At 71.0% G+C, this 14,225-nt stretch carries 6 protein-coding genes; 4 read left to right on the top strand and 2 right to left on the bottom strand.

Annotated features, from left to right (window positions below; all coding sequences use genetic code 11):
- Positions 1-2: 2 nt before the first annotated feature.
- Positions 3-2,558, bottom strand: a complete 2,556-nt coding sequence (locus tag HL652_RS12855; protein WP_171705688.1) for a glycosyltransferase — start codon at positions 2,556-2,558, stop codon at positions 3-5.
- A gap of 87 nt (positions 2,559-2,645) precedes the next feature.
- Between HL652_RS12855 and HL652_RS12850 the strand changes: the two genes are divergently transcribed.
- Positions 2,646-3,728: a glycosyltransferase family 2 protein gene (locus HL652_RS12850; RefSeq protein WP_171705687.1), complete on the top strand. Its 1,083-nt coding sequence runs from the start codon at positions 2,646-2,648 to the stop codon at positions 3,726-3,728.
- 44 nt (positions 3,729-3,772) lie between these two features.
- Here HL652_RS12850 and HL652_RS12845 read toward each other — a convergent pair whose 3' ends face one another.
- Positions 3,773-7,327, bottom strand: a complete 3,555-nt coding sequence (locus tag HL652_RS12845) for a glycosyltransferase (RefSeq protein ID WP_171705686.1) — start codon at positions 7,325-7,327, stop codon at positions 3,773-3,775.
- A 54-nt stretch (positions 7,328-7,381) separates the two neighbouring features.
- On the opposite strand from HL652_RS12845, the gene HL652_RS12840 reads away from it, so the two are divergent.
- From HL652_RS12840 to HL652_RS12830, 3 genes are all read left to right on the top strand, one after another.
- Entirely contained in the window at positions 7,382-9,277 is a 1,896-nt protein-coding gene (locus HL652_RS12840) for a hypothetical protein (protein WP_171705685.1), read from the top strand.
- A gap of 125 nt (positions 9,278-9,402) precedes the next feature.
- Positions 9,403-11,610 (top strand): acyltransferase family protein, encoded by a 2,208-nt coding sequence (locus HL652_RS12835; protein WP_171705684.1) that lies wholly within the window; start codon positions 9,403-9,405, stop codon positions 11,608-11,610.
- 81 nt (positions 11,611-11,691) lie between these two features.
- Positions 11,692-14,211: a hypothetical protein gene (locus HL652_RS12830; RefSeq protein WP_171705683.1), complete on the top strand. Its 2,520-nt coding sequence runs from the start codon at positions 11,692-11,694 to the stop codon at positions 14,209-14,211.
- Positions 14,212-14,225: the final 14 nt, after the last annotated feature.

The raw sequence follows: 14,225 nt of genomic DNA, 5'->3' as shown, positions 1-14,225 counted from the left end.
CCTCAGGAGCCCTTACCGGTGCGGGAGGAGAGGCGGGAGGTGACCTTCTCGCGGAGCATGGGCACGCCGCCCTCGAACACGTAGTAGCGGGCGAGCGCGAGGTCGCGGCGGAGGCCGTGGCGGCCCGACGCGATGCGGTGGAACTTCTCCTCCTTCGACAGTTCCACCTGGAAGCCGGCGCGGGAGCGGCCGGTGGGCCGGCCTGCGGCGGCGCCGATGAGCTCAAGCGCGCGGTCGGGCGCGGGCTCCGGGTTGCGGCAGAACTCGAGCAGGGGCTCGAGCACGCGCTCCCAGGTGAAGTCCTCGCGCACCCGGGTCACCGCGGCGCGCGCCGCGGCGTTCGCCGCCGGGTCGTAGAGCACGCTCTCGAGCGCGGCGGCGAGAGCATCCACATCCCGCTCCGGCACGGCCACGCCGAGCCCCTCGGCAGCCACCAGGTCGCCGAACGAGTCGCCGCCGGTGGTGACGATGGGCAGGTTCGCCCAGAGGTAGTCGAGGATGCGCGTGCGGAACGAGAACGTCGTCTCGATGTGGTCGAAATGGGTGGAGACCCCCGCATCCGCTTCGAGCAGATAGTTCTGCCGGTCGTCGAGGTCGACCCAGGTGTCGTTGAAGAAGACGTTCTTGCCGGTGAGCCCGAGCTCTTCGGCGAGCCGCCTGGTCTGCTGCACGATCGCCATCTCGGGCACCTCGGGGTTCGGGTGCGCGACGCCGAGGAAGAACAGGCGGATGTCGTCGTGCGTCTCGGCCACCTTGCCGATCGCCCGCACCAGGGTGAGCGTGTCGAACCAGTTGTAGATGCCGCCGCCCCAGATGACGACCTTGTCGTTCTCGCCGATGCCGGGCACCACGCCGCGGAGCGTCTTGCGGGTGTGCTGCGGGGGAGTCGAGTCGAGGCCGAACGGCGCGAGCGCGATGAGGTTCTCGAGCTTGTCGTCGGCTGCGTAGTTGTCGGCGTTCACCCGGCCGAGGGCGGCGAGCTGGCCGAGCCAGAACAGCCGCTGCCGCTCGGAGGCGCAGAGGAAGAAGTCGGCCCGCTCGAGCTGCTGGTTGAGCACCTCGGTGGCCGAGGCGACCTGGTGGTTCCAGCGGATCTTGCCGTGCTCGCGGCCCTGCTCGAGCTGCTCGAGGTGCATCGGGTCGTAGATGTCGGCGATCATGATCTTCGACGAGGCCTGCAGCGTGGTGAAGTGCCGCAGCGCGTAGCCCTGGAAGAAGATGACGTCGGCCCACTCCTCGTGCACCCGCATCTGCCGCTCGTTCTGCAGGCCCACGTGGTGCACCTCGAAGTCGGGGCTGGTGCGATTCGCGCTCGTCCAGGTGACCAGTCGCACCTCGTGCTCGGCCGAGAGCGCCTGGCTGATCTTCCAGGCGCGCAGCGCCGGCCCCGCCATCTTCGCGCCGATCGTGTCGCCGGTGATGACGAGGATGCGCGTCTTCTGGGTCGACTCGCGGATGCCGAGCGCGTTCACGACGGCCTCGTAGCCGTCGAGGTAGCCCTGGTTCATCGACAGCGGCGAGAAGAAGCCGTCGGCGAGCCGGAACACCTCGGTGTCGGTGCGGATGCGCGTGGACTGGATGGCGGCACGGTCGGGTGCCAGGGAGGGCAGCTCGGCCACGAAGCGGTCGGCGCCGAACACGCTGGTGAGCACCTTCTTCGGGGTGGACTGGTCGTCGCTCTTCTCCTCCGCACCCCCGGCCCGGCGGATGTCGAACGACTCGGAGTCGACCCCCGTCTCGGCGACGGCCCGCCGCGACGCCAGGGCGAGTGCCCCCGCGAGGTAGGTGCCGAGGTTCTCGTCGCCGATGTTCTTGTAGAGCACGATGAGGGCGTTGCGCTCGAGCAGGTAGTCCTCGCGGTACTGGCCGAACGACGACATCGAGCCGTGGTGGCGGTGCCGCACGATCGACTCGGGGGCGAAGCGCACGCGGTAGCCGCGGAGGGTGAGCCGCCAGCCGAGGTCGACGTCGTCGTAGAACATGAACAGGCGCTCGTCGAAGCCGCCCACTTCGGCGAACACGGAGCGGCGCACGAACAGGGCCGATCCGGTGCCGAACAGGATGTCGCGGGGCTCGTCGAAACCGGGGCCGTCGGGCTTGCCGAGGTTCGGCTTGAAGCCCATGCCGAACCAGGTGAGCCCGGGGCCGGCGAAGTCGATGATGCGACCCTCCCAGTCGAGCACCTTGCTGCCGACGGCCGCGACGGCGGGGGAGACGTCGAACTGCTCGAGCGCCTTGTCGATCCAGGCGGCGTCGGGCTTGGCGTCGTTGTTGAGGAAGGCGAGGAACTCGCCCTTGGCCGAGGCGGCACCGAGGTTCGAGCCGCCGGTGAAGCCGAGGTTCTCCTTGCTCGTGACGATGCGCACCCGCTTGTCGCCCGAGAACGCGGCGGTGAGCCGGGCCAGGCTGTCGTCGCCCGAGCCGTTCTCGACGACCACCACCTCGAGCGCGCCCGGCTTCGAGGGGAGCGCGAGCGTCTGCGTGACGCACTCGATGGTGTCGTCGGCGCCGCGGAAGTTGACGACGACGACCGAGACCGAGCCGGTGGAAGAGATCATGGGTGCGGGCTCCTGCTGTTCGTGACGGGCGCTCGTGGCCCTGTCCACTCTAGGGCGTGCTCCCTGAACGGATAGGATCGGGGAACCGTGGCAGAGAACTCGGGCGCTCCGACGCCCTCGACCAGCGTCGTGATCGTGAACTGGCGGCAGCCCGCCCTCACCGAGCGGGCCGTGGAGTCGGTGCGGGGGCAGGGCGCCGAGATCGTCATCGTCGAGAACGAGGCGGGCCCCGACGCCGAAGCCTTCTGGAGCACCCGCGTGCCCGAGGCCGTCGTCGTCGTGAACCCGGGCAACGAGGGCTTCGCGGGCGGGGTGACCAGCGGCATCGCCCGCGCCTCGGGCGAGGTGATCGTGCTGCTCAACAACGACGCCGTGGCCGACGCGGACTTCCTGCGGGCGGGCCTCGCGCGGCTCGCCGCCGAGCCGCCCACTGTCGCCGCCGTGGCCGCCCACGTCGTGCTCGAGGGGCGCTACCGCCCCGCCGGCTCCGCCGAGCGCTCGGGCACGGGCACGCTGGTCGGCATCGACGGCGAGCGCTGGCTGCGTCTCCCCGACGGGGCTGCCGGGGGCGTCGAGCTCACGAACAGCACCGGGGTCGTGCTGACGCGTTCCGGCAACTGCTACGACCGCGACTGGCTGCGGCCCACGGAGGCCGGGCCCGCGCATCCGTCGTCTCCCCGCCTGTTCGCCTTCACCGGGGGTGCGGTGTTCCTGCGCCGTCGGGTGCTCGACGAGCTCGGCGGCCTCGACACCCGCTTCTTCATGTACTACGAAGACGTCGACCTGTCGTGGCGGATGCGCCTCGCCGGCTACGACATCGTCTACGAGCCCGGCGCGCGGGTGGTGCACCGCCATGCCGGGTCGAGCGACCACGACTCGCCGCTGGTGCGCACCTACAGCATCCGCAATCGCAGTCTCACGATGCTGAAGAACGCGCCAGGGCGCGCGGTGCTGGCGGTGCTGGCGCGCACGGCGGCGCGGGCGGCGACGGATGCGGTGCGCGGCATGCGTCACCACGGTCGCGGCCCGGGGTCGGGTGCGTTCCTCTCCCGCGCGGGGTGGAGGCTCTACTTCGTCAGCGTGCTGCGACTGACCCCCGCGCTGCTGCGGGAACGTCGGCGCACGAGCGCCGCCGCCCGCCGCCGCGTGTTCGCCGACTTCGCCCGCTGACGCCGCGGGCCGAGCCGCGCCGGGCAACGCGCCCGGGCGGTGGCCTACCGCTCCTTGCCGCCCGGCAGCCGCCGCTTGATGGCGCGCAGCACGCCCTTCGGGCCGAGCTCCTGCACCTGTCCGCGCACCTGGCGCGCGCGTGCGGCGCCCGTGTCGACGGCCTCGACGACCTTGTAGGCGCGTCGGGCCCTGATGAGCTCGTTGTCGTAGGAGGCCTCGGCGAAGCGCTCGGCGATGCGCGCCGTGTAGGCGGCGACCGAGCGGAAGTAGAGAAACCTGCGGCGCAGCCGCGCGAGGTCGACGGGCAGCGCGAGCTCCTCGTCGACGATCTCGAGCAGTCGCGCGTTGTAGTCGTCGAGCGACCGCACCTCGTCCGGTGTCACGGTGACCGTGAGCCCCTCGGCCGCGGTGACGGCCGCGGGGAGCTCGGCGAACCGGGAGAAGAAGACGGTGCCGTCGCCCAGCCCGAGCCCGTCGACCACCTCGTGCGCCACCTCGGTGTCGAACAGCACGACGGGCTTGCCGTGCTTCGCCGCCTCGGCGATCGGCAGCCCGAAGCCCTCGTACGCCGACGGGAACACCACCACCGAGGCGCCGGCGTAGAGCCTCGACACCTGCCGGTCGGAGAGCAGGCCGCCACGGATCGGCACGATCTCGTCGCCGCGGTCGTCGAACTCGCCGCCGAACACGACGACGGGGCGGCCGCCGCCGCGGAGGGCGTCGACGGTCTCGGCGAGCTGCTTGTGCGGGTAGGAGTTGCCCACCACGAGCACGTAGCCGGCGGCTGCGACCGCGGCGCGCTGCCGCTCGCTCAGGGCGTCGCCGTCGTTCTTCGCCTCCAGCTCGACCCTGGCGGCACCCTGGTGCACGACCGTGATGCGGCTGCGCGCCTCGGCTGTGACCTCGGGGAAGTACGCGAGCGTGTCGTCGACGGTGGCCTGGCTGATGGCCACGGTGCGGTCGGCGTAGGCGAGCGAGTCGCGCAGCACCTGCTTGCGGGCGGCGTCGTTCTCGCGCAGCGACAGCAGTCTGGTGCCGATGATGTCGAGGTGGGTGACCACCCAGCGGGCGCAGAAGCGGTTGAAGCGCAGGATCTGCTTCTCGTGCCCGAGCGGCACCAGGGCGATGCCGAGGTCGAAGAGCTCGTTGACGTCGTGGTTCCAGATGCTGCGGAAGCCGAAGCGGTCGAGCCCGAAGAACTTCTGCGCCTCGATGGAGGAGGCGATGACGAACTCGGCGTCGAGCTCGCCCCTGGCCTGCTTCTCCGACAGCAGGGTGAGGAACGACAGCGCGTTGCGCGAGGTGCCGTCGTAGCGGAGCGTGAGGTCGTAGAGGTCGATCAGCACACGCTTGTCGGGGTCGTTGCCGTCGATGAAGTCGGCGAACCAGTCGATCGGGTCGATGTCGTGCTCGAGGTACTGGTCGATGGAGGAGCGGAAGTGCGGGTAGCGCTCGAAGATGAGCTCCTCGTTGCGCGTGCGCAGCCCGTCGGAGTCGAACTCGCTCTCGCTGAAGCTCCGGCTGCCCTCGTGGATGACGTAGGCGTGGTTGGCGAACAACGAGGAGTAGCCGTGGGTGTTGATGCGCAGGCAGAAGTCGACCTCTTCGCCGTAGCCCGGGTTGAACACCTCGTCGAACAGCCCGAACTGGTCGAGCAGCGACCGGCGCACCAGGAAGCAGAAGCCGATGGCCACGGGGGCGACCGTGTAGCGCGGCAGTTCGTCGCGCAGCGACGCGAACTTGCGGAGCGAGTGCTCGATGTCGTCGGGCCCGCGGCGGGGCCTCGACACGAAGGGGAAGGAGGCGATGGTGGCGTGGTTGCTGCGCGGGCACACGACGCCGTGCTTCTCGCCGGCGTGCAGCACGCGGGCGAGTTCTTCGACGGCCCCCGACAGCAGCACCGCGTCGCTGTTGAGCAGCAGCACGTCGTTGCCCGAGTCGTCGAGCTCGAAGGCGGCCCGGTTGCACGTGCTGCCGAAGCCGAGGTTCTTCGGGTTGCGGGCGTAGAAGGCGTTCTCGACGCCGTCGATGAGCTCGAGCAGTCGCGTCTCGATGGCGTCGGCGTCTGGCCCGACGTCGTTCACCAGCAGCAGGCGGTTGCGCGGGAGGCCGCCGTGCTCGAGCACGCTCTGCACGCAGCGCTCGAGCGAGGGCAGGTCGCCGTAGACGGGCACCACGATGGTCACGGGCGGGGGAGGGCTGAGGTCTTCGGCGCCCGCGGCCAGTGCGGCCGAAGCTGCGGTGCCGGCGCGGCCCGAGCGCACCCGAGCCTCCTCGAACTGCCGCACCGTGTCGTCGAGGGTGGGGTTCCGCACCGTCTGCCATTCGTCGCGCATGAGCTCGACGTCGTCGGCGAGGCCGATCCAGAACTCGGTGAGGTGGGGCAGCTTCGGCACCCGCGGGGCGGTGCGCGCCAGCTCGGTCATCGCCGCGATGACGTCGGAGAGCGGGTAGCGGCCGGCCACTGCCGCGGCGTCGCCGGGCGCTGCGGCGGCGTGGGCGCGCAGCAGGGCCGGGTCGGCGGCGTAGCGGGCCAGGGCGTCGGCGATGTCGGAGACCTCGGCCGAGGTGACGAAGCCCGAGCTGCCGTCGGCGATGAGCTCGCTCGTTCCTCCGGCGTCGATGCCGACCACCGGCGTTCCCTGCGCCAGGTACTCCAGGGTGACGCGCCCGAACGCCTCGCTGCGCGAGAGCATGAGGGCGACGTCGGCGTCACGGATGTAGGGGCGCGGGTCTTCGCGGTAGCCCTCGACGCGCACCCGGTCGGCGACGCCGAGCCGTGCCGCCGTGTCGAGCAGGGCGCTGTGGTACTCGGGGTGGTCGAGCGGGCCCACCAGGGTGAGGCGCGCGTCGACACCGCGCGCGCGGAGCTCCCCGAGCGCCTCGACGGCGAGGTGCTGGCGCTTGGCCGGGCCGACGGTGCCGACCATGAGGAGGTCGAGGGTGCCCTCGTGACCGTCGCGAGCATCCGTCGCCTGTGCCGCCACCGAACCCGCCTCGGCGGAGACGGGTGCCGTGCGCAGCGTCTCGACGTCGACCGGGGGATAGGTGACGAGCACCTCGCGACCGGGGAGGAACGACTCGGCGTGCGCGCGCACAGCCTCGGAGTTCGCCACCACGAGATCGGAGAGGAGCCCGACGTCGTGCCAGCTCTGCTCGACGCCGATGACGAACTGCAGGCCGTGGTCGAGGTCGCCGAACTCGCGCGCGAACCACACGTGCGGGGTGCCGGTGAGCCCCGCAGCGACGGCACCCCACGGGTTCACCACCGAGTTGGTCACGACGAGGTCGGGGGAGGTGTCGCGGATGCGCTTCTCGATCGCCAGCACGGCCCGCCCGTCGCGGCGTGCGTTGTCGAAGCGGTTCTCGCCCGGGCGGTAGAGGTGGGGGATGGCCCAGGGCCAGAACTCGACGGCGAACAGCTGCCAGCCGCGCGAACGCACGGCGCGGGCGAACTCGCCCTCGGCCGAGGCCGTGACCACCTCGATCTCGAGGCCGGGTTCGCGCCGTGCCCACTCCTCGCCGAGCGCCAGCAACGACCGTTCCGCACCGCCGAGTTCGTTCTCCGCCGAGCTGTGGTTGACGAGCAAGACACGCATCCACCAAGGCTACAGGGCAGTTCGCACCCGGAACCGGCCCATATACTCGACCGGATGCGTTCACCAGCCCCCGCCGCCACGACGGCGTCGGGCGACGGCGCGTGGGCCTGGGCGGCGGCGCTCTCGCGCTTCGTCACGGCCCCCCGTCGCCGGTGGGAGCTGCCGGTCGCGATCGTGCTGGTGCTCGGCCTCACCGCCGCCTTCGCCTGGCAGTCGTACTTCTTCGCCGACGACCTGTTCTTCCCGGCCTACTTCCGCGAGTTCCCGTTCGGTGTCGACTCGCTCACCCGGAGCTGGTTCGGCCACCTCATGCCCGCCTACGCGGCGAGCATTGCCGGGTTCCTCGCCGTATTCGGGCTCTCCTGGCCGGCCGCGGCCGTGATCATCGGCGTCATCCACGCCGGGGCCTTCACCGCTCTGGTGCGCATCGTCGACGCGGTGACGGGCGCTCGCCGCATGGCGCTGCTCGCCGGGCTCGCCTTCTCGCTCTCGCTCGGCCCGATCGCGCTTCGGCTGTGGTGGGCGGCGAGCCTGAACAACACCGTTGCGCTCGCTGTGTCGCTCGCGGCCTTCGGCTGCCTCACCCGCTTCGTGGTGGGAACGCGCTGGACGCGCTGGGGCAGCCTCGCCGCCGGCCTCGTGCTCTACGCCCTCGCCCTCGCCTCGAGCGAGAAGTCGCTGCTGTTCTCGATGCACCTCTTCCTGTGGTGCGTGCTGGTCATCTGGCGCGGACGACCCGTGCTCGAACGCGTGAAGAGCGTGCTGCGCAGCTGGCCGGTGTGGGTCGGCGTGATCGTCATCTCGCTCGCCGAGCTCTACCTCTACCTGGGTGGGCCCTACCTTGCCGAGTCCGACGGGTCGCCCTCCGGCTCCACCACGGTGCGGTTCATGCTGCACAGCGCACTGGGCGGGCTCGTCCCGTCGCTGTTCGGCTTCGACCTGGTGTACGCGCCGGTCACCCTGCTGAACCCCGTCATCATCGTCACCTGCCTGCTCTTCGCCGCGTTCGTCGTGACCACCGTCGTCGTCAAGCGCTCGAACGCCGGCGTGTGGCTGTTCACCGTGGTGGTCGTGCTGGCGAACACCTTCGTGCTCTCGCGCCGTGCCGACGTCATCGGCATCGGCGCCGGTCGCGAGCTGCGCTACCACCTCGAGAACACCGCGCTGCTCTGGGCGGCCATCGGCGTCGTGGTGGTGAGCACGCTGCTCGAGCTGCGACGGCGGGCGGATGCGCGTGCGGGCCTCGCGGCGTCGGCGTCGGCGCCGGGGTCGGGGTCGGCAGCCGCGACGCTCCCGGGCGGTCGGCGCACCGGCCGTCTCATCGCCTCCGTCGTCGCCGCCCTCGCCGTAGCGGGGCTGGTGGCGGTCTCGGCGGTGGCCTGGGTCGGCTCGTTCGACCGCATCGTCACCGCCAACCCGGGCCCGAAGGCGAGGGCCTGGGTGGAGACGATGGAGCGCACGCTGCCGGCCGACCCGCCGCCGCTGATCGACTCGCCGCTGCCCGAGCCCGTCGCGCTCGCCTCGCTCTACCCCTACAACATGACCTCGGCAATGCTGCCGGTGTTCGGACGCGAGGTGGCCTTCACCAGCTCGCTCGAGGGCGCCTGGGTGGTCGGCGCCGACGGCACGGCCGGGCCCGCGACGCTCGACGCCGTCAAGGCCGCCAGCGACGGTGCCGCCTGCACCGACGGCAACGGCGATCTGGAGTATCCCGGTACGAAGGCCGACAAGGGCCGCTACTTGGTCATCGACTACTCGGCGGCGGCCGGCGACTCCTTCGCCGTATTCGCCGGCAACCGCTGGACCGAGGTGGAACGACCCGCGGGCGCCGGCACCGTCGTGCTCTACCTGCCCTACGGCATCGCGCCGGGGGAGCTCGCGATCGGTGCACAGAGCAGCCCCGTCTGCATCGACGGACTCTCGATCGCCGACGTCGTGCCCGCGCGCTGAACGCGGGGCTCCGCCGGGAAGCGGGCGCACCAGCGTGCGGTCAGGCTCGGCGGGGCGGCAGCAACTATGATTCCCCGAGGCGCCGAGCTATCCGGGCCCGATCCTGCGAGGAGTGAACGACAGACGTGGCCAGTTCAGAGCACCCGGCGCCTGCCGCGGCCGCAGGCGCGGCAGCGGGCACGGCTCCGGTGGCCACGCGGGCCTCGCGTCGCTCGTCGGGGTCGGCGGCGCTCCGGGAGTTCCGCCCCGAGATCCAGGGCCTGCGCGCCCTCTCCGTGGGCGTCGTCGTCATCTACCACCTGTGGCCGGGCGTGCTCCCCGGCGGGTTCATCGGCGTCGACGTGTTCTTCGTCATCTCGGGCTTCCTCATCTCGGGGCACCTCCTCGGCGAGCTCCGCCGCACCGGAAAGGTGGCCATCGGTTCGTTCTGGGCCAGGCGCATCCGTCGGCTCCTCCCCGCGTCGCTGCTCGTGCTCGCCGTCACGCTCGTGGCCACGCTCATCTGGGTACCTCTCAGCAACCGTGTCGACGAACTCACCAACATCGGTGCGAGCGCCCTCTACGCCATCAACTGGGTGCTCGCGAACAACGCCGTCGACTATCTGGCGCAGAACAACGCCGACTCCGTGGTGCAGCAGTACTGGTCGCTCGCCGTCGAGGAGCAGTTCTACGTGCTCTGGCCGCTGCTGCTCATGGGCACGGTGCTCGTGGCCGGCTGGGTGCTGCGCCGCCGCATCGACGCCGACTCCTGGAAGAGCCTGCGGCCCTTCGTGGTGGGTGTGCTCGTGCTCGTCTTCGCCGCCTCGCTGATCTACTCGATCTACCTCACCGCCACCCGCCCCGGCGCCGCGTACTTCAACACCTTCGTCCGTGCGTGGGAGTTCGCGGCCGGCGGCCTCGCCTCGGTGGCCGTGATGTGGCTTGCCGACCGCCGCAAGCTCGACCGCAGCTCGCGGGGCATGCGCGTCATCAGCGCCGTCGTGCCGTGGGTGGGCGTCGCGCTCATCGCCGTCTCCGCCTACACCTTCTCGGGCGGCCTGCCCTTCCCAGGCATCGTCGCCGCCATCCCGGTCGTGGGCGCGCTGCTCGTGCTGCTCGTCGACCCGCCCGCGGCGGAGCGCTTCGGCCTGCGCACCGTGAGCGCGTTCTGGCCGGTGAAGAGCATCGGCAAGTGGTCGTACTCCATCTACCTCTGGCACTGGCCGATCATCGTCTTCTTCCCGCTCATCTTCGGGGTGGGCATCGGCATCAAGGCGGGCATCGCCCTCGGTCTCCTCTCCATCGTGATGGGCGCGCTGTCGAGCCGCTTCGTCGAAGACCCGGCGCGCTACAACCGCTGGTGGGCGGCCAAGCGCATCCGCTCCTACGCCTTCGCCCTCGGCGTGCCCGCCCTCATCGTGGCGGTGATCGCGGCGAACATGACCTTCATCCAGCGCTCGATCGACGAGGCGGCGAACCAGGCCACCACCCAGCTCGAGCAGCCCTGCTACGGCGCCAACGGCATCCTCGACCAGGCCGCCTGCGCCGACGTGTTCACGGCCACCGAGCCCATCGACACCGCCTACGCCTCGCAAGACCTCGACCCGAACTGGTGCCTGGTGCAGCTCGACAACGTCTGGCGCAACTGCACCTACGGCGACCCGAAGGGCACCAACGGCACCATCGCCATCGTGGGCGACTCGCACGCCGCGGCCATGACCCCCTCCTTCGACGAGTACTTCAAGACCCAGGGCTGGCGCGTCGTCACGTACACCCGCTTCGGCTGCCCCGGGCTCACCACGGTGCCCGAGCAGATGGTGGGGAAGGATGCGGCGGAGCAGATCGCCTGCACCGACTGGACGAAAGACGTGCTCGCCGACATCGAGTCGCGCGACGACATCGACGTGGTGGCGTACACCGACTGGTCGCGGGCGTACTTCACCTCGGAAGACCCGGCGCAGCTGCAGGCCTTCCGCGACGAGATCGACGCCAACTGGTCGGCGGTGCAGGCCAGCGGCAAAGACGTGATCTTCGTGCGCGACGTGCCCGGCGTCGGGGTGGGCGACGTGCCGACCTGCCTCGCCGGCATCACCGTGCCGGCGGTGGCGCCGTGCTCGAACCCGCGCGACAAGGCCATCGTCGACGACACGGTGCTGCAGGCGCTGGCGCAGAACGGCGACATCCCGCTGGTCGACACGAGCCAGTACTTCTGCACCGACGAGACCTGCATGACCTACGTGGGCGGGGTCGTCACCTACGCCGACAACAATCACATGAGCAACACCTACGCCCGCAGCATCGCCCCGCACCTCGGTCGCGACCTCACCGCGGCGATCGAGTCGTTCGCGCGCTGACCCGACCCGGCACACTCCGGCGCGGTTCCCCGGCCTCTGGCACCCGGTGCCCTAGGCTGCCCGGAGATCGTAAGGGGAACGTTGTCTTCGGTAGTGCGTGTGCTCGGGTCGGTGCTGATGGTGCTGGCGTTCCTCGTCGTCCCCCTCGTCGCCGCCCCGCCGAGCGGTGGCTCCGCGGCCCAGGCCGCGGTCGAGCCCGCACCGGAGGCGCCCGCCACCGACGCGCCGGCTGACGACCAGCCCGCGACGGAGGCGCCCGCGACGGATGCGCCGGCGACCGACGCCCCGGCGACCGAAGCGCCCGCGACCGACGCGCCCGCCCCGGAGGCGCCGTCGACCGAAGCGCCCGCTGACGACCAGCCCGCGACCGACGCCCCCGCCGTGCCCGAGGTGCCGCTCGACCCGCAGTCGGCCGACATCGTGGCGCAGGCCGCGCCCGGCTGCGGAGCCCCCTGCACCTTCGTGCCCGCCACCGGCCGCGCCGCCGCCCAGTGGCTCCTTAACGCCCGCGACCAGGGCAAGTTCACCGTCGACAGCGCCATCAACGAGATCTGGGACACCGAGATCGGCCCCATCGCGAACGGCACCGTCGAGGCGCGCTGCGACATCGACAAGCGCGTGCTGCAGGCGCTCGTCGTGACCATCAAGGCCTTCGGCTCGCTCAGGGTCAGCGACCTCAACCGCTGGTGCGCCAACGACGGCGACTACACCTGCACGGGCGAGAAGCGCCCGCCGAGCCCCTGGCACTGCCGCATCCCCGCCGTCGCCGTCGACTTCAGCCGCGTGGGCGGCCGCAGCACCAACGGCTGGAACGACGGCACCAACGACCTGTTGTCGCTGCTCAACCAGTTCATGCCCGCCAACACCCATGTCGGCCAGCTCGGCTGCTACGGCAGACCCTCCATGGCGTCGCTCGGCTACAGCTACCTCACCAACGAGTTCAGCGACAGCTGCAACCACCAGCACATCGACATCGGCCAGGCTCCGGGCGACCTCAGGGTCTCCGAGACGAACGGCCCGCCCATCGGCGGCTACGAGCGCGCCGAGGCGCGACCCGGGGGTCTCTGGTTCAGCGGCTGGGCGGTCGACCTCGACAGCACCGGCCCGGTGCAGATCAACATCGTCATCGACGGTCAGCTGAAGGCGATCACCACCGCCAACCTGAACCGGCCCGACGTCGCCTCCTACCTCCCCGGCTACGGCGCGGCGCACGGCTACGGCATCCTCGTGCCCACCACCGTCGGCTCGCACAAGGTGTGCGTGCACGCGATGGACACCGGGGGAGACGGCGACACCCGCCTCGGCTGCTCGACGCTCACCATGATGAAGGGCAAGCCGGTCGGCTCCTTCGACACCGCCTATCGCGGCGAGGCCGGCATCAACGTCACCGGCTGGGCGATCGACCCCGACACCACCGACCCCATCGACGTCGTGTTCTACGTGAACAACCGCTGGACCTCGGCCACCCGCGCCGACAAGAGCCGCACCGACGTGGGGCAGGTCTTCCCGGGCTACGGTGCGGCCCACGCCTTCTCGGCGACCGTGCCGGTGACCCCCGGCACCAACCAGGTCTGCGCCTACGCGGTGAACACGCCCGCCTCGAACGACAACCCGCTCATCGGGTGCCACACCATCAACATGCCCCCCGGCCAGCCCGTCGGCTCGCTCGACACGGCATCCGGTGTGCCCCGTGGCATCCAGGTCTCCGGCTGGGCGCTCGACCCCGACACCAAGGGCCCCATCGACGTGGTGTTCTACGTCGACAACGTGTGGACCTCGGCCACCCGCGCCTCCGGTGCCCGCTCCGACATCGCGCGGCTCTACCCCTCCTGGGGGCCGAACCACGCCTTCACGGCGACGGTGCCCGCCATACCGGGCTCGCACCGCATCTGCGGCTACGCGGTGAACACGCCGTCGTCGAACGACAACCCGCTCATCGGCTGCCACACGGTCACGGTGCCGAACCAGGCGCCGGTCGGCAAGCTCGACGGCGCCTCGGCCGCCCGCGAGTCGATCTCGGTGCGGGGCTGGTCGCTCGACCCCGACACCGCGAACCCGATCGACGTGGTGTTCTACGTCGACGGGGTGTGGACCTCGTCGGCACGCGCCGACGGCAGCCGCGGCGATGTCGCCGCCGCCTACCCGGGCTACGGCGACAAGCACGGCTTCACCGCATCCGTGCCGGCCAAGGCGGGCAGCCGCACCGTCTGCGCCTACGGCGTGAACTGGCCCTCGTCGAACGACAACACGCTGCTCGGCTGCTCGACCGTCACCATCGCCTCGACCGCACCCTTCGGCGCCCTCGACTCGGCGAAGGGCGTGACCGGCGGCATCCAGGTGAACGGCTGGACGATCGACCCCGACACAAAAGACCCCATCAGCGTCGTCTTCTACGTCGACGACAGGTGGACGAGCAGCGCGAAGGCCGACCAGAGCCGCAACGACGTGGCGGCCCAGTTCCCGGCCTTCGGCGACAAGCACGGCTACTCGGCCACGGTGCCGGCCACCAAGGGCAGCCACAAGGTCTGCGCCTACGGGGTGAACACGCCCGCGTCGAACGACAACCCGCAGCTCGGCTGCGCCACGGTCACCGTGCCCTGAGCCGCGACCGAATG

Origin of the sequence: Herbiconiux sp. SALV-R1, from assembly GCF_013113715.1 — a bacterium.
Taxonomy (GTDB): domain Bacteria; phylum Actinomycetota; class Actinomycetes; order Actinomycetales; family Microbacteriaceae; genus Herbiconiux.
Note: the sequence above shows the minus strand (reverse complement) of the source record. Positions and strands in the feature narration are given on the sequence as shown.

Bases quoted from the DNA above. Each gene is read 5' to 3' on its own strand.
- HL652_RS12845 (WP_171705686.1), bottom strand. From the start codon at position 7,327: ATGCGTGTCTTGCTCGTCAACCACAGCTCGGCGGAGAACGAACTCGGC.
- HL652_RS12840 (WP_171705685.1), top strand. From the start codon at position 7,382: ATGCGTTCACCAGCCCCCGCCGCCACGACGGCGTCGGGCGACGGCGCG.
- HL652_RS12855 (WP_171705688.1), bottom strand. From the start codon at position 2,558: ATGATCTCTTCCACCGGCTCGGTCTCGGTCGTCGTCGTCAACTTCCGC.